The sequence below is a fragment of the Flavobacterium sp. N502536 genome, from assembly GCF_025947345.1.
Taxonomy (GTDB): domain Bacteria; phylum Bacteroidota; class Bacteroidia; order Flavobacteriales; family Flavobacteriaceae; genus Flavobacterium.
Genome location: NZ_CP110011.1, coordinates 2,648,038 through 2,669,649, shown reverse-complemented (window position 1 = coordinate 2,669,649; position 21,612 = coordinate 2,648,038). Strand labels below are relative to the sequence as shown.

21 protein-coding genes and 2 tRNA genes are annotated in these 21,612 nt (G+C 35.9%); 6 read left to right on the top strand and 17 right to left on the bottom strand.

Features of this window, described 5'->3' with window-relative positions; translation table 11 throughout:
• Window positions 1–228: 228 nt before the first annotated feature.
• Window positions 229–564 (bottom strand): gliding motility protein GldC, encoded by a 336-nt coding sequence (gldC, locus tag OLM61_RS11590; RefSeq protein WP_264522844.1) that lies wholly within the window; start codon window positions 562–564, stop codon window positions 229–231.
• Window positions 564–1,520 (bottom strand): gliding motility lipoprotein GldB, encoded by a 957-nt coding sequence (gene gldB, locus OLM61_RS11585; RefSeq protein WP_264522843.1) that lies wholly within the window; start codon window positions 1,518–1,520, stop codon window positions 564–566. Before gldB ends, gldC begins: the two co-directional genes overlap by 1 nt.
• A 99-nt stretch (window positions 1,521–1,619) precedes the next feature.
• On the opposite strand from gldB, the gene nadE reads away from it, so the two are divergent.
• Both nadE and OLM61_RS11575 read left to right on the top strand, forming a co-directional pair.
• Window positions 1,620–2,426 (top strand): NAD(+) synthase, encoded by an 807-nt coding sequence (gene nadE, locus OLM61_RS11580; RefSeq protein ID WP_264522842.1) that lies wholly within the window; start codon window positions 1,620–1,622, stop codon window positions 2,424–2,426.
• Between the two features lie 93 nt (window positions 2,427–2,519).
• Complete coding sequence (locus tag OLM61_RS11575; RefSeq protein WP_026730588.1) at window positions 2,520–3,149, top strand: response regulator transcription factor; 630 nt, start codon at window positions 2,520–2,522, stop codon at window positions 3,147–3,149.
• Here OLM61_RS11575 and dnaG read toward each other — a convergent pair.
• From dnaG to rlmN, 6 genes are all read right to left on the bottom strand, one after another.
• A complete protein-coding gene (dnaG, locus tag OLM61_RS11570) occupies window positions 3,146–5,212 on the bottom strand; it encodes a DNA primase (protein ID WP_264522841.1) in 2,067 nt (688 codons plus the stop codon). The two genes, OLM61_RS11575 and dnaG, sit on opposite strands and share 4 nt — an antisense overlap.
• A gap of 127 nt (window positions 5,213–5,339) precedes the next feature.
• Window positions 5,340–6,371: a hypothetical protein gene (locus tag OLM61_RS11565; protein WP_264522840.1), complete on the bottom strand. Its 1,032-nt coding sequence runs from the start codon at window positions 6,369–6,371 to the stop codon at window positions 5,340–5,342.
• Window positions 6,372–6,537: 166 nt separating this feature from the next.
• Complete coding sequence (locus OLM61_RS11560) at window positions 6,538–7,275, bottom strand: hypothetical protein (RefSeq protein ID WP_264522839.1); 738 nt, start codon at window positions 7,273–7,275, stop codon at window positions 6,538–6,540.
• Window positions 7,262–7,822 (bottom strand): RNA polymerase sigma factor, encoded by a 561-nt coding sequence (locus tag OLM61_RS11555; protein WP_264522838.1) that lies wholly within the window; start codon window positions 7,820–7,822, stop codon window positions 7,262–7,264. The genes OLM61_RS11560 and OLM61_RS11555 overlap by 14 nt, the downstream gene beginning before the upstream one ends.
• A gap of 199 nt (window positions 7,823–8,021) precedes the next feature.
• Window positions 8,022–8,999 (bottom strand): polyprenyl synthetase family protein, encoded by a 978-nt coding sequence (locus tag OLM61_RS11550; RefSeq protein ID WP_264522837.1) that lies wholly within the window; start codon window positions 8,997–8,999, stop codon window positions 8,022–8,024.
• Between the two features lie 186 nt (window positions 9,000–9,185).
• Window positions 9,186–10,229: a 23S rRNA (adenine(2503)-C(2))-methyltransferase RlmN gene (gene rlmN, locus OLM61_RS11545; protein WP_264522836.1), complete on the bottom strand. Its 1,044-nt coding sequence runs from the start codon at window positions 10,227–10,229 to the stop codon at window positions 9,186–9,188.
• 291 nt (window positions 10,230–10,520) lie between these two features.
• On the opposite strand from rlmN, the gene OLM61_RS11540 reads away from it, so the two are divergent.
• The 3 genes from OLM61_RS11540 (at window position 10,521) to OLM61_RS11530 (ending at window position 12,638) form a co-directional block, all read left to right on the top strand.
• Window positions 10,521–11,114, top strand: a complete 594-nt coding sequence (locus OLM61_RS11540; protein ID WP_264522835.1) for a YceI family protein — start codon at window positions 10,521–10,523, stop codon at window positions 11,112–11,114.
• Window positions 11,115–11,551: 437 nt separating this feature from the next.
• On the top strand, window positions 11,552–11,884 hold the full coding sequence (locus OLM61_RS11535) for a hypothetical protein (RefSeq protein ID WP_263362776.1): 333 nt from the start codon (window positions 11,552–11,554) through the stop codon (window positions 11,882–11,884).
• A gap of 112 nt (window positions 11,885–11,996) precedes the next feature.
• Window positions 11,997–12,638, top strand: a complete 642-nt coding sequence (locus OLM61_RS11530; RefSeq protein ID WP_264522834.1) for an O-methyltransferase — start codon at window positions 11,997–11,999, stop codon at window positions 12,636–12,638.
• Window positions 12,639–12,997: 359 nt separating this feature from the next.
• Here OLM61_RS11530 and OLM61_RS11525 read toward each other — a convergent pair whose 3' ends face one another.
• The 7 genes from OLM61_RS11525 to OLM61_RS11495 form a co-directional block, all read right to left on the bottom strand.
• Window positions 12,998–13,561, bottom strand: coding sequence for a phosphatase PAP2 family protein (locus OLM61_RS11525; protein ID WP_264522833.1), 564 nt, complete (start codon window positions 13,559–13,561; stop codon window positions 12,998–13,000).
• 1 nt (window position 13,562) lies between these two features.
• Window positions 13,563–13,910, bottom strand: coding sequence for a twin-arginine translocase TatA/TatE family subunit (locus OLM61_RS11520; protein ID WP_264522832.1), 348 nt, complete (start codon window positions 13,908–13,910; stop codon window positions 13,563–13,565).
• A 255-nt stretch (window positions 13,911–14,165) separates the two neighbouring features.
• Complete coding sequence (locus OLM61_RS11515; protein ID WP_264522831.1) at window positions 14,166–16,406, bottom strand: M1 family metallopeptidase; 2,241 nt, start codon at window positions 16,404–16,406, stop codon at window positions 14,166–14,168.
• 67 nt (window positions 16,407–16,473) lie between these two features.
• Window positions 16,474–16,980 (bottom strand): DUF6702 family protein, encoded by a 507-nt coding sequence (locus tag OLM61_RS11510; protein ID WP_264522830.1) that lies wholly within the window; start codon window positions 16,978–16,980, stop codon window positions 16,474–16,476.
• Complete coding sequence (locus OLM61_RS11505; protein WP_264522829.1) at window positions 16,980–17,729, bottom strand: hypothetical protein; 750 nt, start codon at window positions 17,727–17,729, stop codon at window positions 16,980–16,982. The genes OLM61_RS11510 and OLM61_RS11505 overlap by 1 nt, the downstream gene beginning before the upstream one ends.
• Window positions 17,719–18,444, bottom strand: a complete 726-nt coding sequence (locus OLM61_RS11500; RefSeq protein WP_264522828.1) for a carboxypeptidase-like regulatory domain-containing protein — start codon at window positions 18,442–18,444, stop codon at window positions 17,719–17,721. Before OLM61_RS11500 ends, OLM61_RS11505 begins: the two co-directional genes overlap by 11 nt.
• Complete coding sequence (locus OLM61_RS11495; protein ID WP_264522827.1) at window positions 18,431–19,195, bottom strand: hypothetical protein; 765 nt, start codon at window positions 19,193–19,195, stop codon at window positions 18,431–18,433. The genes OLM61_RS11500 and OLM61_RS11495 overlap by 14 nt, the downstream gene beginning before the upstream one ends.
• A 165-nt stretch (window positions 19,196–19,360) precedes the next feature.
• Between OLM61_RS11495 and pepE the strand changes: the two genes are divergently transcribed.
• Window positions 19,361–20,068 carry a dipeptidase PepE gene (pepE, locus tag OLM61_RS11490; RefSeq protein ID WP_264522826.1) on the top strand — a complete coding sequence of 236 codons (708 nt, stop codon included), beginning with the start codon at window positions 19,361–19,363 and terminating at the stop codon, window positions 20,066–20,068.
• A gap of 576 nt (window positions 20,069–20,644) precedes the next feature.
• Here the strand turns inward: pepE and OLM61_RS11485 are convergent.
• Window positions 20,645–20,717: transfer RNA gene (locus OLM61_RS11485), tRNA-Gly, on the bottom strand.
• 108 nt (window positions 20,718–20,825) lie between these two features.
• Window positions 20,826–20,898: transfer RNA gene (locus OLM61_RS11480), tRNA-Gly, on the bottom strand.
• Between the last annotated feature and the right edge of the window lie 714 nt (window positions 20,899–21,612).

Below are 21,612 nucleotides of genomic sequence, written 5' to 3'. Positions count from 1 at the left end.
AAATCCCAAAAGAATCAATAAAAGAAATCCCAAATTCCAACCTTACAATTGGAACTTGGGATTTTTTTTATATTGGAATTTTAACTACTGTTTTTTTTTATAAAAAAAATTCCAATAGGGAAATTCCAAATCCCAAAATATTCAATAAAAAATCCCAAATTCCATCCTTACAATTGGAATTTGGGATTTTTGATATTGGAATTTGAGATTTAAAGTTTGGAATTTCAACTATTTAGTCAGATCCAGTTTTTCTGCAAAATAATCACAGAAGTCCTTCATGGTATCTGACATTTTCTCATCGTCGGTAGCACGTTTGAAAGTATCCGCCATCGCAACCAAAGTCTGGTGGAAGAAAATCTTCATTTCATCTACCGGCATATCTTTTGTCCACAAATCAATACGCATGCTTTCTTTGGCTTTACTGTCCCAAATAGACAACATAATTGCCTTTGCATCTTCCGCTTCTACTCCGCCGTCCTTTGCTGTCCAGGATAATTTTTCCGGAACGCGGTTTTGATCTAATTCTATATTGAATCTAATTTCTGATTTTATTGTATCTGACATTATTTCTTAGGTTTATATTTTGATTTTTCAAAGATTACCTTTGATTCTGTTTTTAATAATTCCGGCAAAGTTACGTTATTATTCTTCATATACGACCGTACCATTTGCCATCCAAGCCAAGCTCCTATTCGACCCGGTGTATCATTATCTATTTCCAAAAAGAATTTAGAAAATGGTGCCGGTGCTATAAAGCGGCCTGTTAGTTTTGGATCGTCGCTGTACAGCATTTCATTCTCAATAAAATAGCGCCACATATACGCTTCGTTTTCCTGACTCCATTTTATCTGTTCGGGGGTATAACCAATTTTTTCAGCATCGGTATAATCCGGCAGCAGTAAATCTTTTGCATACAATTGTTTTCCTTCAAAAATCATTTGAGAAACTAAATTTTTATCCGGAAAGGCCGGAATGTTTCGATAAGCAAAACTCGAAACCACATCGGGCATAATTTGTCTCTCTTCGAAATTTTGTTTCAAGTAATTTGGGAATTCATAAAATTTATGCTCTTTCCCCAAATACAATTCCAATGCTACAATTACCAGACTGTCTGCGTATATCGCTTTGGCATTATAATCCATTTCCCCAATTACGGTGATTACTTTTGGCGTTTTTGTTTTAGGAAAATAATATTTCACATGTTGAAAAAGCGTATTAAATTCTTTGCGTACCGGCTCAAAATCGCTGTACTTTTTCTGAACTTCCGTATAAACTTCTCTCCAGATTGGATCCTGCATTTTTTTTAGCCAGATATTGTCGTCGTTTCCTGCCGGAAAGAAAAAAGGATATTGTTTTTTTACTTTAGCCAAATCTTCTGGTTTGGTCTCAAAAAACACCTTGTCAAAACGCTCTACTTTAATATCAACCGGAATTTCTTCTACTGCTTTTTCGACTTTGTTTTTTTGATCACAGGACAAAAAAAACAAGCACAGAACCACTGCTAAGCGATATATTTTCATTTTATTTTAATTAGATTTGTGTTGCTCATATTTTAAGCAAACTGCGCTTAAAAATATTTGTGCAAATATACATCCCTGTATCTTAAATCTTGAATTATTATGGCTAAAAAAAGTACCATTCAGACAGAAAAAGTAAACGCCCACATTGTAGAGTGGTTAAAAAATTATGCTACCCAGGCAAAAGTTAATGGTTTTGTAATTGGAATTTCAGGCGGAGTTGACTCTGCTGTCACTTCTACCTTATGTGCGCAAACGGGTTTGAAAGTCCTCTGTGTCGAAATGCCAATTCATCAGGCTGCAAATCAGGTTTCAAGAGGAAGAGAGCATATTGAGCAGCTTCAGAAACGTTTCCCGAATGTTTCGAGTGTAGAAACCGATTTAACCGCCACTTTTGAGGCTTTTAAAAGTGCTGTACCTCAAACAAATGACGAAGCAAAAGTAAATTTATCGCTGGCCAATACACGTGCCCGTTTAAGAATGACTTCTTTGTATTATTTAGCAGGAATTCATGGTTTGCTTGTAGCAGGAACAGGAAACAAGGTAGAGGATTTTGGAGTAGGATTTTACACTAAATATGGAGACGGTGGAGTCGATTTAAGTCCAATTGCCGACTTAATGAAGTCAGATGTATACGCTTTAGGAGCATTTTTAACAATTCCGGAGTCAATTTTAACCGCAGCTCCTACTGATGGATTATTTGGCGACAACCGTACCGATGAGGACCAATTAGGTGCCAGTTATGACGAACTGGAATGGGCAATGTTGACCTCGGAGTCAGGAAATACGGGAGCTGATCTGAGTGGAAGAGAGAAAATTGTCTTTGAAATTTATAAACGTTTAAACACCAGCAACAAGCATAAAATGGACCCAATTCCGGTCTGTATCATACCAAAAACGTTAAAATAATACTTTTTAACATTTGTCTGCAATTAATTACAGAATTTATTTATTAATTTTACAGTTCCAAAAACATGAACAATTCTAAAAAAGGTAAAAATTATGATTAAAGTATGTCTTGCAGACAATCATCCTGTGACTCACTTTGGCGTTAAGTCTTATTTTAAAGACCACGATCAAATTTCAATTGTTGCCAACGTCGGCAATTTTTCAATGGTTAGAGATATCCTTCAAACGAAAGAAATCGACATCCTGATCCTAGATCTGGAACTGGAAGGACTTTCAAGTATTTTTGAAGTAAAATCCATCCTGAAAAATTTCCCAAAAACAAAAATTGTAATTTTTAGTGACCTCGCTGAACAAATGTATGCTCCAAATGCTATCAAAGCAGGAGTTTCCGGTTACGTACACAAAACAGAAAAACTTGAAACTTTAGGTCTTTCTATTATTAAGGTACACGAAGGAAAAATTATCATCAACGAAACAGTACGCAAAAACATGGCGCTTATTGCTAAACAAAGCAAAAGCGAGCGTTTGTACAGAAAACTTTCAAATCGCGAGATCGAAGTTTTACGTTACTTAAGTGATGGTAAGAAAAACAATGAAATCTCTAAAATCTTAAATCTGAACGAAAAAACAATCAGTACTTACAAATTAAGATTATTGACTAAATTAAATGTTACTAATTTAGTTGACTTAGTAAACAAAGCTAAGACTTTAGAAATTATTTAATGGTATCTCGACATTACTCTACCCAGTTTTTTCGAGAATGAGTTAACTAATTTTGAGTAATCGACAACCATAGACAAAAGCTCTGTATTATCTGAATTATCAGGTTTTATAGAGCTTTTTAATTCATGGATGATTTTATCAACCAAAAACCAACGCATCGACATAATCGTTTCGGTAACATACTGCGCAATGGTTTCGTGTTTCATTTTAGAAAAAATGTTCTGACCTTCCCAATCGTGCAGGGCTAACTTTTCATCTTCCATTAAAATATCCGTAACCTCCTGAGCAAAGTCAGGCTGCAAACGCATTAAATATTGTTCAAGACTGAATTTTTCATTCTGATTGTAAAACCCAATTAAATCGGTAAAGATGTCACGGAACAAATTGTTCGAAAGCTCTACTTCATCTTCCTGTAAACTCAAATAAATACGCTCATACACTTTGTATTCTCTCATTTCAGAGACCATTACAACTTCGCCTTCATCGTTGTTTTTCAAAAGTACATCTTCAAATTCTTCCGTTTTATCTCCATAAAGCAATAAAATCTCAATTACTTTACGTTCTAAACGGTATAAAATATCCACTTTTTCAGCCGATTCCTGTGGAGCAAATCCAGGCTCTCCCGGATAATAATCTTCGGGCGGTCCAGTTCTTGGATCATCGGGATCACCTCCTGAATAGCCGGTATTTTTTGGACTTTGATTCCTGAAAACTTCAAAAGGCTTTTGTTCCTGCTTTTGTTTTTTATTGACTTCGGCAATATCCTTTTGAATGAGCTGCGCCAAAGTACTCACCAAAACCTGCTCAGAAATATCCATAATTCTGGCACATTCCTGCGTATAAACTTCACGCTGAATGCGGTCCGGAATTTTAGCAATACTATTGACCATATCCCGAATCAGATCGGCCTTTTTTATAGGGTCGTTTTTAGCCTCTTTCATCAAAAGAGAGGCTTTAAACTGTATAAAATCTTTACTGTTTTCTTCTAAATAAGCAACAAGATCATCATGCGAATTTTTACGCGCAAAACTGTCCGGATCTTCTCCGTCAGGAAAAGCACAAACTCTTACGTTCATACCTTCTTCCAGAATCAAATCGATTCCTCGAACGGAAGCTCGTAATCCGGCAGCATCCCCATCAAAAAGAACGGTTATATTTCGCGTTAATCGATTGACCAAACGAATCTGATCGGGTGTTAAAGCGGTTCCCGATGAAGCCACAACGTTCTCGATTCCGGCCTGATGAAACTGAATTACATCGGTGTACCCTTCAACCAAATAACAATTGTTTTGCTTCGCGATGGCCTGTTTTGCCTGAAAAATTCCATAAAGCACTTTACTTTTATGGTAAATATCACTTTCTGGAGAGTTTAAATATTTTGCCGCTTTTTTATCATTGGTTAAAATACGCCCTCCAAAACCCAAAACACGCCCGGACATACTTTCAATAGGGAACATAACACGCCCCTTGAACCTGTCAAACGGACGATCTTCTCTTGCGATTGTTAAACCCGTGCTTTCCAGAAACTCCAGTTTGTATCCTTTACCCAAAGCTTCTTTGGTAAGGGCATCCCAGGTTTCCGGCGAATAACCTAAACTAAATTTTTTGATGGTCTCATTGGTAAAACCTCTTTCTTTAAAATAAGAAAGTCCAATTGCTTTTCCTTCTTCTGAATTGAGAAGTGTTTTATGAAAATATTCTTTGGCAAATTCCGAAACCAGATACATGCTTTCACGGACATCAGTCATCGCTTTTTCAGCATCGGTCTGCTCCGTTTCTTCTATTTCTATGTTGTATTTTTTTGCCAGGTATCGAATCGCCTCCGGATAGGTGAACTGCGAGTGTTCCATCAGGAATTTGACTGAATTCCCTCCCTTTCCGGTACTAAAATCTTTCCAGATTCCTTTTGCAGGTGATACCATGAACGACGGAGAGCGCTCATCTGAGAACGGACTTAAGCCTTTGAAGTTACTTCCGGCTCGTTTTAAATTAACAAAATCACCAATAACCTCCTCTACACGAGCAGTTTCAAAAACAGAATCAATTGTACTTTGTGAAATCAAAACGTAAAATATTTATAAAATTTGAAGTCTGTAAAAGTACACAAATCCCCCATGAAATCAGGCAATTTTAAACAAAAAAAAGCGCTTCTTTCGAAACGCTCTTCTCACTAACTAATCAATTGTATTCTTAATTAAAATCAAATCTTAACCCCAATGAAATATTATTTTCTTTTACGGTATTGTTTTTAAACAACGGGTTTAAATCGTATTTCAAATACAAACTCATTTCTTTATAACCAATGTAAGAACTCAATCCGTAAATAAAATTATCCACATTATAATCTCCTTTTATTGTGGTTTTATAATCTAAATCGTCCTGATCATATTTTAGAATTTGTTTTGATTTTACATTGACTCCTGCATAACCTCCGATTCCAAAACGGAAGCTATCGTGGGTTCTGAAATAGGTTTTTCCGTTGCTTACTTTTGGTCTTGAAAAGTCAAACTCTAAATGAATTGGCACTGCGATGTACACATTTCTAAAACGGGATTCATCTAAATGAATCGCATTGGTTTGCAATTCTGTCTGGTTTCCATTGACTACAAAATATTTATTATCTCTCGGGCGAATATTATTATACATTAAAGACAATCCGTATTTAGCGTGCAACAAATTATCGTTTTTCATTAACCTGGTATTATAGGTAAATCCCCATTCGTAAAAATGCGATCCTGTAAACCTATATTTAGAATCCTGTAATTTACCATCAACCATCATATTATTCAATCCTGCTGCAAATACAAATTGTGATGTGGTTCTTCGCTCACCGTGGATAGAATCTTTACTCCTGCGTTTCGTATTCCAGCGAATGGTATAAATACGTGAAGAATCCTGTTCTTTGATCTTTCCGTCAACTTTTTGCTGTACCAGATCACTTAGTTCGTTTTGTGCTGCCGTTACTTTTTCTTCGATAATTACCGCTCTGGCTTCTGCCAGTTCTTTTTTGCGCTTGTCCGCTTGCTCGTGAGTAATTTTCCCTTCGGATAATTGCACATTTACAGCTTCAACTTCTACTTTCAAATTTTCTTTTTCTTCTTTGGTAACCTTTTCTATTTTATGGGCTATTTTTTTAGCTCTTGATTCAAAAGTCTCCTGTCCGAGTACTTTACTCACAAATAAGAAGACTAAAATAACGAGGTGAATGGTAAATTTTTTCATGACTGTTTTCTTTTTAAAATTGATTGTTGATTGATGATTTATACCTTATTAATTTGATTCGGAATTGGCACTAAAAGCCTGCCCGACAGCTGTCGGAATTATGGTTTTGATTTTTGATTTTTTGATTTTCCCCCAACCCGAGCGCTCCCGATTGGATCTTGAAACTTTATTCCTGCTGGTTTCGATTGGCCAAAGCCACTTTTACCGCTTCGTAATTTTTATTGACTTTTGTAATTACTTTTTCACGAAACGACAGTTCCAGTTCGCCATCGACCTGATTCAGCAAGTCACTAGCATTGACTCTTAGTTTTGATTTTGGTTTGACCGAATTTTCAGCGACAACCGTTTTTTCTGGCGATTGCAACAGCTGCTCTACCGTTTCTTTTTTAGGCTGCTCCCCAACTAAGGTCTGGGTAAGCGTTGATTGTTTTTTGGGATTGTTTTTGATGATGATTGAAGACTCCGCTATTTGATTTGATTCATTTTTAATGGTTTTATATGGTTTTGAAATTTGATGGTTTTCTGGTTTAATTGCATTCCTAACTTCTTTTTCTTTTGAAATTGCTACTGCGTCTTTAACCGCCTCCTGTATATTTAAAGCCGGCTGTACAACAGAGTCTTTTTTTGCATTTTCTTCAATAACAATTGCTTCTTTTGGCATTTGGTCTGCGTTTTTCTTCTGATTAAAGAAGAAGGTTCCAACCAGTAAAAACCCAACCAAACTTGCCGCAACATACATCCATTTCTTTTTCCCGGTTTGTCGTGAACGAAGGTCAATCGTTGTTTTCTTGTCCTCAGCAACACTCAGCATCGCATCCAATCGATCCCAGGCTTTATCGCTTGGTTCTATTTTACGCTGATTTAGTTTTTCACGGAAATCCTTTTCAAAATTATTCGGTTCCATTATCTTGTCTTTTTAAAATTGTAATTTGTGTTTGCAGCATCTTTCTGGCGTGCGATAATTGCGATTTCGATGTCCCTTCATTAATCCCCAACATCTTGGCAATCTCATTGTGTTTGTATCCTTCTATGGCATATAAATTAAAAACCATTTTATAACCGTCGGGCAAAGCATCAATTAAAAACTGAATCTGATCTATCGAAAACTGACTGTCAATTGCGTTGAAACTTTCTTCGATGTAAATTTCTTCTTCACTAAATTTTACTTTTTTCTGAACTCTCAAATAAGAGATACATTCGTTCACCATAATCCGCCTGACCCATCCTTCAAAACTTCCTTTATGTTCAAATCTGCTTAAATTTGTAAACACTTTCATAAAAGCGGTTATCATTACATCTTCTGCCAGTTGAATGTCTTTTATATACTGTCGACAAACACTTAACATTTTTGAAGAAAACCGACTGTATATTTGCTGTTGTGCCTGTCGATTATTATCGACTGCCAACCTTATAATTTCAGTTTCTTCCTGATGTAGGTGAATAATTTTCATTAATAAGCATTTGGTTTTGGTTTAGTAACAGACTTCTATTAGCATAGACGCATAACGTTTTGAAATGGTTGCATGAAATAGTGAAAAATTTCAATAAAAAAAATCCAAATTCCAACAAACACAAATAAGCCACTGATATACAACAAAGTAAATCAATTATCTAATTAACAAATTTCCTAATTATTTAATTAAAAAAAGATTATTTCTTTCTTTCTATAACGTAGTTTACCATTAAAACAAGGGCATCTTTAAACTCAGAATCCGAAAAGTTCTCTAATAAAGAAAGCGCTTCCTGCTGAAATTGCACCATTTTTTGTTCGGCATAAGCCAATCCGTTATTCCCTTTTACAAAAGCAATAACTTCTTTGACGCGTTTTTTGTCTTTATTGTGGTTTTTGATGGAGTTTATCAACCACTTTTTTTCTTGCGGGGTACAAGTATTTAATACGTGAATTAAGGGCAAAGTCATTTTTTGCTCTTTAATATCGATTCCGGTTGGTTTACCTATGGCTTCTTCGCTATAATCAAATAAGTCATCTTTGATTTGAAAAGCCATTCCGATAAGTTCGCCAAATTTTCTCATGTTTTCGACCTGAGCATCGTCTTCAATTACCGATTTTGCCCCAAGTGCACAACAGGCTGCAATAAGTGTTGCAGTTTTCTTTCGGATGATCTCGTAATAAACCTCTTCGGTAATATCGAGTCTTCTGGCTTTTTCGATTTGAAGTAGTTCGCCTTCGCTCATTTCGCGAACAGCGACAGAAATGATTCTCAATAAATCAAAGTCACCATTGTCTATAGAGAGTAAAAGTCCTTTGGATAGTAAATAATCTCCAACCAAAACGGCAATTTTATTTTTCCAAAGCGCATTAATCGAGAAAAATCCACGACGACGGTTACTATCGTCTACCACATCATCGTGTACCAAAGTAGCCGTATGAATAAGTTCAATTACAGAAGCACCACGATACGTTCTCTCGTTTACAACACCTTCAGAAACCATTTTAGCGGTTAGAAAAACAAACATCGGACGCATTTGTTTCCCTTTTCGGTTTACGATATAATAGGTGATACGATTCAACAAAGCCACCTTTGAGGTCATCGATTCATGGAACTTTTTTTCAAAAAGTTCCATCTCGTTAAAAATGGGCTGTTTTATTTGAGAAGTAATATTCATTTCGATCCCAAATATACTATTTTAAATAAAAAAACCCCGTGTATTTTACATTAGTATATCAATAATTTATACACTAATGTAAAAAAACAGGATGAAACATTCTATTAAGTCCGATTTGAATTTAGGATTGAAACGATATTGGCAAAAAAATCAATTGTATTGTTTATTTACCGAACGAAACGCTATCTATCCCTCTTTGTTTGCCAGCTGTCCACAAGCGGCATCGATATCTTTTCCGCGACTGCGACGTACTTTTACGACTACGCCAATATTTTCGAGTGCTTTTATATAGGCCAATATCGATTCTTCTGAAGCTTGCTGAAATTCGCCATCATCAATCGGATTGTATTCGATCAGATTGACTTTACATGGAACGTATTTGCAAAACTTTACCAAAGCATCAATCGAAGCTTTGTCATCATTGATGCCTTTCCAGACTACATATTCGTACGAAATTTTATTTTTGGTTTTTCTGTACCAGTATTCCAGTGATTCTCTCAAATCAGCCAACGGGAAATTTTTACTGAAAGGCATAATTCGTGCGCGCACTTCATCGATAGCAGAATGCAGTGAAACCGCCAATTTGAATTTTACATCATCATCGGCCATTTTTTTAATCATCTTCGGAATTCCCGAGGTCGAAACCATAATACGTTTTGGAGACATCCCTAAACCTTCCGGTGAGGTAATCATGTCAATGGCTTTGATTACATTGTTGTAATTCATCAAAGGCTCTCCCATTCCCATAAAAACGATATTCGAAAGGGGGTGATTGTGATACAAACGACTCTCTTTATCTATGGCAAGAACCTGATCGTAGATTTCTCCCGGCTCCAGATTTCGCATTCTTTTTAAACGTGAAGTAGCACAGAAATTACAATCTAAACTACATCCTACCTGACTTGAAACACAAGCAGTTGTTCTGGTTTCTGTTGGAATCAATACCGATTCTACCACTAAACCATCGTGTAAACGAACAGCATTTTTTACCGTTCCGTCGCTGCTGCGCTGCATCGTATCAACCTTAATATGATTGATTACAAAATTATCCTCGAGCATAGAACGGGTTGTTTTGGCCACATTGGTCATGTCATCAAAACTGTGCGCTCCTTTGCTCCACAACCATTCATAGACTTGATTTCCACGAAAAGCTTTGTCATTATTAGCGACAAAAAAATCGCGTAACTGATCTTTTGATAAGGCTCGTATGTCTTTTTTCTCCATTTGCATGCTGCAAAGTTAATCACTTTTGTCCTTTTTTTTGGTTTTTAAAGTCATTCTTGTTTAAAAATCAATAACCGAAAAGGTCTTCTTGAAACTTTTTCTACCAAACACTTCTGAGGAAGCTCATTTTTCCTTTCTATTATAAGCTTTAAATAAAATCTTTACCATGATTTTTATCAGTTCTTTTGCCATTCGTTCGTGATAAATTTGATCTAAGAAAAAGAAAGTAATTCGCTATAAAAACCAAGCTGAATTATCACCTGAACTTAAATTTAACTAAATAAACACCACGTACAAATGAAAACGATTCAATCAATTTTATTCGCAGTAGTCATCACATTAGCAATACAAGTAAACGCTCAAAGAAAATATACCCTATCCAAATCAACTTTCGAAGTTGCGGGAACCTCCAACATACACGATTGGGTAATGAAATCATCAGAAGCATCCGGCAGCGCTTACCTGACTGTTACCGATTCGAAAATAACAGATATTAAAAATCTAACAGTTTCCTTATTAGCAGAAAGCATAAAAAGCAGCAAAGGCAGTATGGATGATGTGGCTTATACAACGCTCGAAACAAAAACATACAAAAACATCAAGTATGTCTTAAAAGCTGCCGAGAAAGTAAACGAATCAACCTGGATTCTTACCGGAACCTATACCATCGCTGGCGTGAGTAAGGATTACAGAACCCAGGTAAGAATAACAACCTACAACAATGACACTTTTACATTACAAGGATCCAACCGAATGACTTTTGCTGATTTTGAAATGACAACCCCATCAGCGGCTCTTGGAGTTGTTAGAGCCGGTAAAGAAATAACCGTGCTTTTCAATATTACTTTAACTGATTATGTAAAAAATGAAAATGTTTTAGTGGTTAAGTAAGCCGTTCAGTGTAATCCATTTTAACACATAACAACATATGTTCTGCATCCCTAAAAAAGTATTTCTCTTTATTTAAAATACACCTACTTCTTTTATGTGAAAGAAATATACTTTTCATTCCCTTTTTTGCCCCAAAAACCTATGTTGCTATGTGTTAAATCTTTTTTTTATGAATTACTCACCAACGAGTTGATCAAACAATAATTTAAAGGCCATCGATTAGAATTAAAGGAACAGCAGCATATGCTTCTCTTCTAAAAGTAAACTTCCTTAAAAAAACGAGTGCAACTTTTCAAAACTTAAATTTTTGGCACGAGAATTGTCTTGGACTCAAAAGGAAAATAATCTTACAAAGAGCTCAGCAATTTTAAAATGTGTATCTTTATTTTTCAGCTTTATAACCTTTAAATTTTATCAATCTAAAAAATCAATTCATTATGAAAAAACAAATCTTAAGTCTGGCTGTTATCGCTTTATTAGCATTCGGTGTTCAATCTTGCGAAAAGAAAGAACCAAAACCTGCAGAAGAAGAATTAACTCTTGGCAACAAGGTTGACTCTTTAACAACAGATATTGAAGAAGTAAAAGACAGTGCTGTAAGCAAAACTGAAAATGCTGCCGAAGACGTGAAAGATGCTACAAAAAAAGCAGCTGAAGATGTAAAAGACGCGACTAAAAAAGGCGCTGAAAAAGTAGAAAATGCAGCCAAAGCAGCTAAAGACGGAACTGTTAAAACTGCCAAAGAAGTTAAAGACGCTTTGAAAAAATAGTCCCTTCTGATTCTAAAACGAAACCATTCGCTAACAACGAATGGTTTTTTTATACCCAAAAGCGAACCGATATTTTTGTATTTTTACACTCAAATTTAGAAGATACTACACGATGCATTTTATTTCACAAGACCTCGAAGATTATATCGAACAACATTCTGAGAATGAACCGGAATTATTAGCAAAACTTAACAAAGAAACGTACCAGAAAATACTGCTGCCAAGAATGCTTAGCGGACATTTTCAGGGCCGTGTGTTAAGCATGTTATCTAAATTGATTCGTCCTGTGAATATTCTTGAAATTGGCACTTATACCGGCTATGCCGCTTTGTGTTTGTGTGAAGGAATGCAGGAAAACGGGCAACTTCATACCATTGACATCAAAGAAGAATTAGTAGATTTTCAACGTAAATACTTTGACGCATCTCCCTGGGGAAAACAAATTTTCCAGCATTTAGGCGAAGCTATCACCATCATTCCGACTCTGGATGTTAAGTTTGATTTGGTTTTTATTGATGCCGATAAAGAAAACTACCTGAATTATTGGGAAATGATTGTTCCGAAGATGAACAAAGGCGGTATTATTTTATCCGATAATGTTTTATGGAGTGGAAAAATACTGGAACCGGTTCATCCGAATGACATTAGCACCAAAGTGCTTTTAGAGTACAATTTACTCCTGAAAAATGATCCAAGAGTCGAAACAGTTTTATTGCCTATTCGTGATGGGTTGACGGTTAGTAGAGTGCTTTAGAGGAGGTGCTAAGGTTCTGAGATACTAAGGTTCTAAGTTTTTTTCTGGCTGATTGATGACTTGCCTTCAGCTTTAGCTGAAGTATAAAATTAGGATTAAAGAAAAGGCTTTAGCCGAATTAAATGCAGTTTAATTCGGCTAAAGCCTTTTTGTATTTCTAAAAATATATTTCTCCAGCTAAAGCTGGAGACAAATCAAGAAAAAAACTTAGACCCTTAGCGCCTCAGAACCTTCAATTATATTCTATCAGAGACAATTCAACACAATAATTAAAACACTAAACAAATAAGGTTCTAAGTTTTCTCGAAAAAAAAACTTAGAACCTTAGTATCTTAGCCCCTCAGAACCTCCAAAAAAAACTACCCCGGAAAATATTGTGGTTTCAACCTACGGTATACCAAATAAAGTAAGGATCCGAAAAGCGCTCCAACGAAATAACCAGTCAGGATGTCTCCCGGATAATGCAATCCCAGGTAGATTCGGCTATAAGCGAAAATCAAGGGCCATAAAAAGATGAACCCCAAATATTTAATACGATCTCGTAAAATGAAGTATAAAAAAGTAGCTACTGCCATAGTATTGGCTGCATGACCAGAGAAAAAACTAAATGATTGTCGAGTCTGTACCACACGAATAATGGTGTTAATCTCAGGATTATTACATGGTCGCAATCGCTGAACGGTGTATTTTACCAAATTGGTAACCTGATCTGTAAATGTGATCAGAACCGCTATAAAAAGCAGTAAATATAAGGTTTGTTTGCCTCCCAACTTTTTATAAATCACGTAAAAGAACAACAGAAAAAGAGGAGTCCAATTCAATTGACTGGTAATAATCAGCCAAAGTTTGTCGTATGTTTCAGAACCTAAACCGTTAAGATACACCAATAGTTCGGTGTCTAATTTTTGTATTTTTTCAAGCATATTATCTTTGGCGTTTTACAGGTCCTGAGATTAAATCAATGTCTTCTTTTACTTTGTCTATTTCTGTAGCGGTATCTCCTAATAAATTAGCAGAGTCTCCCATCAGATTACTCTTGGCATCATTAATCTGTGCATTGATATTCCCTGTTATATCTGTAAGTGATCTTGAATCAAGACCATTAGCCTCAGCTCCCTTTTGAATTTCGCTTTTAATATCGTTAGTTGCATTTTTTAATTGCGCCATCGCTTTACCCATTGTACGGGCGATTTCAGGCACTTTATCTGAACCAAAAAGCATTAGTACTATAAACAGTATAAAAACTAATTCTCCTCCTCCTATACCAAACATATCTTTTATTTTTGTGTGTCACAAAGATATTAAATTTTGCAACGGACCGTTTTAAAATTTACTTAAAAAAAGAAATCGTTTATAAAGATTTCCGCTCCGCTGGAGCTTTTGGATACCGATAAATTACATATCCTGTAAACGTTTTGCTTCGCCGGAGCAATTTCAGACAAAAGAAAACAGTTCCTTTGTGAAAGATTTTAATTTATAAAAAAAAGGCTGTCTCAAAAATGAGACAGCCTTTTTTTAAGCTTATTCTTAATCAAATTTTGATTTTTCTTCTACTTTCGGCCAGCTATTGTTGGTTACATCAATATCGGCGGTCATTAATTTCGGATCTATCTGAATGCTTTTGATTGCTTTTTCAGTGGCATACACTTTCTTGGCAGTATCATTATTCTTTCTCCAAATTTGAGCCGGATACTGGAAATTCTCTTTTGAACCGTCTTCGTAAGTAATCTCAACCAAAATTGGCATAATCATTCCACCCGGCTTACTAAACTCTACTTCATAAAAGTATTTAGGCGATTTCAGGCTGGCTTTTTCCTCTGCCGTAAAAGTCTGACTAACGTAATCTGACAATAGTTTTACATCTTGTACTTTCAAAGCTTTTTTGCTTGAAGCGCTTACTTCAGCATTATCACCGGCAACTAAATACACAAAAGGTCCTTTATCAAATCCAAAACGTCCTTTTCTAACTTTAATGTCTTTAATATCTGCTGTTGGAGTTTCAGAAACATAATATTGTTTTACTTCTTTGATTCCGATATCTACAAAATCTGTAGAATAAAACCATCCTCTAAAAAACCAGTCTAAATCAACTGCCGAAGCGTCCTCCATAGTTCTGAAGAAATCTTCTGGGGTTGGATGCTTAAACTTCCATCTGTTGGCATATGTTTTAAAAGCATAGTCAAACAATTCTCTTCCCATTACAACTTCTCTTAAAATATTAAGACCCGTTGCCGGTTTTCCATAAGCGTTATTTCCAAATTGATGAATGGTTTCAGAGTTAGACATAATAGGCTCTAAAAATTTCTGATCTCCACTCATATAAGGAACAATATTTTTTGCCGGACCACGTCGTGAAGGAAAGCTCGGATCACGCTCTTGTTCTGCCATGTATTGTAAAAACGAGTTCAATCCTTCATCCATCCAGCTCCATTGACGTTCGTCTGAGTTTACAATCATTGGAAAAAAGGTATGCCCCACTTCGTGAATCACAACACCAATCATTCCGTTTTTAACCTCTTTGCTGGTCACTCCATTTTCATCCGGACGACCATAATTCCAGCAAATCATTGGATACTCCATCCCCTGATCTTCTGCCGAAACAGATACTGCTTTTGGATAAGGATAATCAAAGGTGTGTGCTGAGTAACTTTTTAGAGTGTGTGCTACCACCATTGTAGAAGTTTCTCCCCACAAAGGGTTTGCCTCTTTTGGATAAACAGACTCCGCCATCACGACTCTGTTTCCTATTTTTACAGCCATTGCATCGTAAATGAATTTTCTTGAAGAAGCAATTCCGAAATCACGTACATTTTTCGCACTAAATCTCCATGTTTTTTTCTTTTCCGAAAAACCTTTTTCTGCTGCCTCAGCCTCGGCTTGTGTTACAATTACAACAGGTTTGTCAAATGATTTCTGAGCCAATTCGTAACGTTTTACCTGCTCTGCTGTGAAAACTTCGGCTCTGTTTGTCAATTCTCCCGTAGCATCAATGATATGATCAGCAGGAACTGTAATGTTTACATCAAAATTACCGAAAGGCAGTGCAAATTCTCCGCTTCCCCAAAACTGCATGTTCTGCCAGCCTTCTACATCATTGTAAACGGCCATTCTTGGATAAAACTGAGCAATTACATATAATTTATTTCCGTCCTTGTCAAATGACTCATAACCGGAGCGTCCGCCGCCTTCTTTTCTATAGTTATTAACGTTGTACCACCATTTGATCGCCAGTGAAATTTTCTCCCCCGGTTTTAGCGGGGTTGCCAGGTTAATACGCATCATCGTTTCATTGATGGTATACGACATTGGATTTCCTTTTACGTCTTTTACCTCCACGATATTAAAACCACGCTCTAAGTCTTTTTTCAAATATTTGCTTGAAAACCCATCCAAAGGCAAAACAGGATTGATTTTTTCACTTTCCGCCAAAGAGGTCTGACCGTTTGCTTTGGCCTGATTTTGATCTAACTGTATCCATAAATACTCCAGAACATCAGGAGAATTATTAGAATAGGTTATTACTTCAGAACCATCTATTCTTGATTTTTTATCGTCTAATTCAATATCAATTTTATAGTCTGCCTGCTGTTGGTAATAGGCCGGACCCGGTGCTCCCGAAGCCGTACGAAACATATTTGGAGTAGCTAACAGATCGTACATCTGGCTGAATTTGTTCGTATCGTACTTCCCTTGCTGCTTTGGAGCAACTGTTTTGTCCTGAGCGATAAGCATCGCAGGAAAAATCAACAATAATGAAAGTTTTTTCATAAAATTTTAATGGTAATTTTGTCAGGGTGTGAAAATAACAATTTAAAATAATAATTTTATATATTATCTAGTACTTTAACAATTCTTTCCTCGAAGATTCTGTAAACAGAACACTTTTCTTACTGCCAAATGCCGTAATGTGCGTAATGTTCTGTTGCTCAGCATTCCAATCCACCAAAATCGTGTTTGAAATCTCAATGGTTTTGAATTTATCAATGTCTTTTATACGGGAATAACACACCAAAACATCGCTGGCTTCTACTTCTTTAGACAGAAAAGTAATAGGCTTTGACTGACCGTTTATTTTAATGCTAAAGTTTTCTGAAAGGTATCTTTTCAACAACTCTACATCCGCCTCGGTTTCTTTATCGGTTCCTACAAATGTTTTTTTATGGTATTTTTTCTCCATACCATTATTCAGGTCGTCAATAAAAATACGGGAAGTAATCTGAATCATCTTTTTTTCAGCCGCATAATTGACCTGAAAAACGCCCACATAAAACTTATGAAATGCAAAAGCAGTAAGCGACAAAAACAAGATGCTAAGTAAAGGATAGATTACTTTATTTTTCATTACTGCGAAACTTTCACTTTTTTAAATTCTTTGTTTTTATTGACTAAGAAATCAATCAATTCAAATTTCTGCTCAGGCTCAAGATGTTTTCTTGATTCCGGATCATTTGAGCAATACATTAAAAACAATTCAATTTCATCTTCTTTTAATCCCAGCGTACCTGTGAAGAAATTTGTTTTAAAATTGGATCTTGAATATTCGATAAAAGCCATATCGGTTATAACTTCTTCTTTTACGTCCTCATTTTTAGAGAGCAGCTTTTTAACATCTTTAAAAATTCTAACGAAATCCATTCCGTACTTAATAGTCTGATCGGAATACATTGTGATATTTTTGGCTGTAGACTGTTTATCATCCTCAAATTGCATGTCAGCATATTTCTGCGAACCTCCCCCAAGTGCTTTCACTTTAAGATCTTTATGCACCAAAACTTCTTTCAGCTCATTGCTTATCAGATTTAAAGGCACGGAAAGCAAAATTTCGGCACAATCTTTTTCCGTCAGCACAATTTTTTTAGATTGAAACGCCAATCCTGTAAACAACAAGGTGTCTTTGGGTTTTGCCATGATATCAAACAATCCGCCTGAACCGATAAAGGTTCTGACATTGGCATTTACATTCATTACATAACCGCTTTCAATGGCAAGCGATTTGTTTGTAACTTGTCCGTGCAATGGTTTTCTTGAGTTTTGTCCCAGTGCAATTTGACAAACCAGGCTTATAAGTAATACAGTTAGGCTATTTTTCATTTTCGAGAATTATTAGATATTTTCGGGCTAGATCGGTTAATAAAAACATACTCATTGTTTTGTTTTTAGTATCCAAAGATACGGCAAATTCAGCATCATCTACACAATATAATTGAAATCCTTTAATATCTGCTACAGGAATTTTCAATCGATCCGTATAATAATTTTCCTCAAAAAGATATTCCATTTTCCTAAAAAGCATCTCTTTCTTTTCGACATTAACTTCCTTTTTAAGCATTGCAGTTCGTCCGGAAATCTTATTGAGTAATTTGTCTACCGAAGTAGAAGTTGCCGTATACACTTTTCGCTCTGCGGCCGTATATTTTTTTTGCCCGTATGGAATTATCCCTAAATTTTCAGCCGTAATATTAGCATTCTCATTCACCACTACCTCTTTAAGCTCTACCTCTTTGGCTGTCATTTTAATGCGAAGCAAAGCCGAATTCATATCTTCCGCTGTAATCCTTCTTTTATACCCCTCCAGATTTACAGCCGAAAACACCAAAACATCTCCTTCTTTTACCACAATCGAAAACATCCCGTTTGCATCTGAAACTGCCGTTACCTGGGTCGCGTTATTAATAATATTTACCGCGTCAACCGAAGTAGACTGCTCGAAAATTTGTCCAAAAATTTCTTTCGAAGTTTTATTCTGCGTAAAACCCAACTGAACCAACAGCAGCAGGGCAATGTATATGATTTTATTTATTTTCACTTGCAATTATTTCTTTATACTTAACAGCCAATTCTCCCAATAAAAACTCAGTAGAAGTTTTGTTTTTAGAGTTCAGAATCACCGTGAACTTATCATTATCTACTGCGTAATATTCGAATCCTTTTACATATTCCAGAGGAATTTTCAAGCGATCCACAAAATGCTCGAGTGTAAACATTTTTTCTAAAAGCTTCATAAAAGCCTCTTTTTTCTCTACCACTGCTTCTTTTTTAAGCATGGCGGTACGTCCTGAAAAGAAATTCAATAAAGGATCAGCAGAAACAGAAGCTCCCACCATACCTCCTGCGCTTGCCGTCGCATTTAAATCGGTAGCCGTACGCAATTTTCGTTCGGCTGCCGTATATGATTTTTGCCCAGCAGGAATAATTCCCAAAGAAACAGCATTGACATTACTGTAATTTTTCACGATAACTTCCTGCAACTGATGCATCACCATATTGAGTTTCACCGTAAAATTGATATCCGAAAAGTTTTCTGCCGTTAACACCACCCTGTTTTCCCTGAATAATACAGATGAAAAAACAAGCTCATCGCCCGCCTTGGCAGCTATTGAAAACGCTCCCGAAGCAGTTGTTGTTGTCATTACCTCTGTCCGGGCATTGATGACATAAACTCCTTCCAAATCAGTGGCATTAGAAGTTATCCTTCCGTTTAAAACAGCCTTGTCCTGAGCCTGAGACCAACCGGTTTGCCCTAAAACAATAACCAAAAAACAGAGAACCTTATGCATCGATAACAATTTTTTAGCGTTTTTCTTAAAGCTGTAAAAATATCTTAATGTTCTCCAAATTTAATACTAAGGAGTTGGTAAAAATATGTTAATTAAACTCAACGAAGAGGCTGTAAAGAGAGAGTTTTTAATATCTTTAACCGGTTCAACCTGAGTTTAAATTATATGAAAAGCATTATCATTGCCAGCACTTCTACCCTTCACGAAGGCAGCTATTTAGAGTATTTACTCCCTACTTTACAATCTCATTTCAAAAACTGTACCAGCATCTTATTTATTCCGTTTGCCCGTCCCGGAGGCATCTCACATGATGATTATACCGCAAAGGTTTCAGAAGCTTTTACCTCAATCAACATTTCTGTTAAAGGAATTCACGAATTTGAAAGTGCAGAAGATGCCCTGAAAAATGCAGAAGGAATATTTACCGGAGGAGGAAATACTTTTTTACTGGTAACCCAATTGTACAAACACAATATTATGCAGCTTCTTTCTGAAACTGTAAAAAACGGAACACCTTATTTAGGAACTAGTGCCGGAAGTAATATTTGCGGTCTGTCTATGCAAACCACTAATGATATGCCAATCATTTATCCGCCAAGTTTTCAAACACTGGGTTTAATCCCTTTCAATCTAAACCCGCATTACTTAGACCCGGACCTGCAATCGAAACACATGGGAGAAACAAGAGAAACGCGAATTAAAGAGTTTCATGCCTTTAATGCAATTCCGGTTTTAGGCTTACGAGAAGGCAGCTGGCTGGAAGTTAAAGGCGACAAAATTACCTTAAAAGGAAACCTGCAGGCTCGTTTGTTTCTACAAAACGAAGTTCCAACAGAATTAGAAACAGAAAGTGATTTAAGCAATCTGAAGTAAAAATTCAAGCTTTATAAATCCCAATTTTTTTAAATTCCAAATTCCAATTTTTTAATCAATTAGATAGAAAGATTTGGGATTTGGATTTTTTTTCTCCTTACCTAACCCAAAAAGAACGCAGATAACGCGGATTCGTTTCACGAAAACACTGATAAAAACGGATAATATAAAAAATCTGTGTCGATCCGCGCTTTCGCCTGGCGAATCAGTATAATCCGCGTATTGATTTTTCAACTATGAAGAGCACAAGAAATTCCACAGATCTTAAATCCCAATCTTTTAAATTCCAAATTCCAATTTTTTAAGCAATTAGATATAAAGATCTGGAGTTTGTTTTTTCCCTTTTGAATCTGATTAAAAAAAACACAGATAACGCGGATTTGCTCCACTAAAACGCTGATAAAAACGGATTCTCCAAAAGAATACAAGTTATCCTCATACGGATAATATAAAAAATCCGCACTGATCCGCGTTTTCGTAAAACGAATCAGTATAATCCGCGTATTGTTTTTTTGTGCGGACCAATTATGACTAAAAACAAAAAATCCCCAAACAAATGTTTGAGGATTTTTAAAGAGCGAAAGACGAGGCTCGAACTCGCGACAACCAGCTTGGAAGGCTGGAGCTCTACCAACTGAGCTACTTTCGCATTTACAGGGTGCAAATATAAATAATTTAAATCATTAAAAAAAATAAAAATAAAAAATTATTTAGCTTTGTTAAAAAAACCGAAACGATTAAATCTCGGTTTTTTTAGAGCGAAAGACGAGGCTCGAACTCGCGACAACCAGCTTGGAAGGCTGGAGCTCTACCAACTGAGCTACTTTCGCATTACTGTGGTGCAAATATAGAACATAAGTTCAGTTAAAAGCAAGCTTTTCGGCAAAAAAAATCAATAAAAATTCACATTTTTCGATAACTTATTTAAAATTAAAAAGTTATAACCTCAATTATTTTCCCTTATTTTTGGGTAGCTCAGCCAAAATAGCCTCAAAAGAAACTCATATTGTCCTTCACTCCATTTTCAGAAAAGAAAAATCAGCCGAAAATCGTATCTTTGATAGAGAAAATTAAAAAAACAGCCTGTCAACAGGACTCATTTTATAACCTATTGGGGGTAATTAATGGAAATTTGATTGAACATCCCGGTTTGCGGAAAGTGAAAATGTGAAAATTGTGGAATGTCAGATGTGGAATGTCAGATGTGAAATGTCAGATGTGAAATGTCAGATGTGAAATGTCAGATGTGAAATGTCAGATGTGGAATGTCAGATGTGGAATTTGAAACTTGAAACTTGGAATTTAGAAATACTTCACCCAGTACATTATTTCGTAATAAAAATTTAATAAGAATTATTTCATTTTTTGAAAAAATCAAAGCTATATTTGCCGAAAAAATCAAATTCCGATTCAAGGATTATTTCAAAAAAGCCCTTATAGAAAAAAGAATTTGAAAAGGCTTTCATCAAACATTGCAAAACCTACTGCAATGCCAACCAAGCCGATTTGATTTAATACCAAAACCGCTACTGTACATTTTACAA

Bases quoted from the DNA above. Each gene is read 5' to 3' on its own strand.
- OLM61_RS11505 (WP_264522829.1), bottom strand. From the start codon at position 17,729: ATGAAAAATAGCCTAACTGTATTACTTATAAGCCTGGTTTGTCAAATT.
- OLM61_RS11560 (WP_264522839.1), bottom strand. From the start codon at position 7,275: ATGGAACCGAATAATTTTGAAAAGGATTTCCGTGAAAAACTAAATCAG.
- gldB (WP_264522843.1), bottom strand. From the start codon at position 1,520: ATGAAAATATATCGCTTAGCAGTGGTTCTGTGCTTGTTTTTTTTGTCC.
- OLM61_RS11540 (WP_264522835.1), top strand. From the start codon at position 10,521: ATGAAAACGATTCAATCAATTTTATTCGCAGTAGTCATCACATTAGCA.
- OLM61_RS11550 (WP_264522837.1), bottom strand. From the start codon at position 8,999: ATGAATATTACTTCTCAAATAAAACAGCCCATTTTTAACGAGATGGAA.
- nadE (WP_264522842.1), top strand. From the start codon at position 1,620: ATGGCTAAAAAAAGTACCATTCAGACAGAAAAAGTAAACGCCCACATT.
- OLM61_RS11525 (WP_264522833.1), bottom strand. From the start codon at position 13,561: ATGCTTGAAAAAATACAAAAATTAGACACCGAACTATTGGTGTATCTT.
- OLM61_RS11555 (WP_264522838.1), bottom strand. From the start codon at position 7,822: ATGAAAATTATTCACCTACATCAGGAAGAAACTGAAATTATAAGGTTG.
- OLM61_RS11515 (WP_264522831.1), bottom strand. From the start codon at position 16,406: ATGAAAAAACTTTCATTATTGTTGATTTTTCCTGCGATGCTTATCGCT.
- OLM61_RS11535 (WP_263362776.1), top strand. From the start codon at position 11,552: ATGAAAAAACAAATCTTAAGTCTGGCTGTTATCGCTTTATTAGCATTC.
- pepE (WP_264522826.1), top strand. From the start codon at position 19,361: ATGAAAAGCATTATCATTGCCAGCACTTCTACCCTTCACGAAGGCAGC.
- OLM61_RS11530 (WP_264522834.1), top strand. From the start codon at position 11,997: ATGCATTTTATTTCACAAGACCTCGAAGATTATATCGAACAACATTCT.
- OLM61_RS11575 (WP_026730588.1), top strand. From the start codon at position 2,520: ATGATTAAAGTATGTCTTGCAGACAATCATCCTGTGACTCACTTTGGC.
- gldC (WP_264522844.1), bottom strand. From the start codon at position 564: ATGTCAGATACAATAAAATCAGAAATTAGATTCAATATAGAATTAGAT.
- OLM61_RS11495 (WP_264522827.1), bottom strand. From the start codon at position 19,195: ATGCATAAGGTTCTCTGTTTTTTGGTTATTGTTTTAGGGCAAACCGGT.
- OLM61_RS11520 (WP_264522832.1), bottom strand. From the start codon at position 13,910: ATGTTTGGTATAGGAGGAGGAGAATTAGTTTTTATACTGTTTATAGTA.
- OLM61_RS11510 (WP_264522830.1), bottom strand. From the start codon at position 16,980: ATGAAAAATAAAGTAATCTATCCTTTACTTAGCATCTTGTTTTTGTCG.
- rlmN (WP_264522836.1), bottom strand. From the start codon at position 10,229: ATGCAAATGGAGAAAAAAGACATACGAGCCTTATCAAAAGATCAGTTA.
- OLM61_RS11565 (WP_264522840.1), bottom strand. From the start codon at position 6,371: ATGAAAAAATTTACCATTCACCTCGTTATTTTAGTCTTCTTATTTGTG.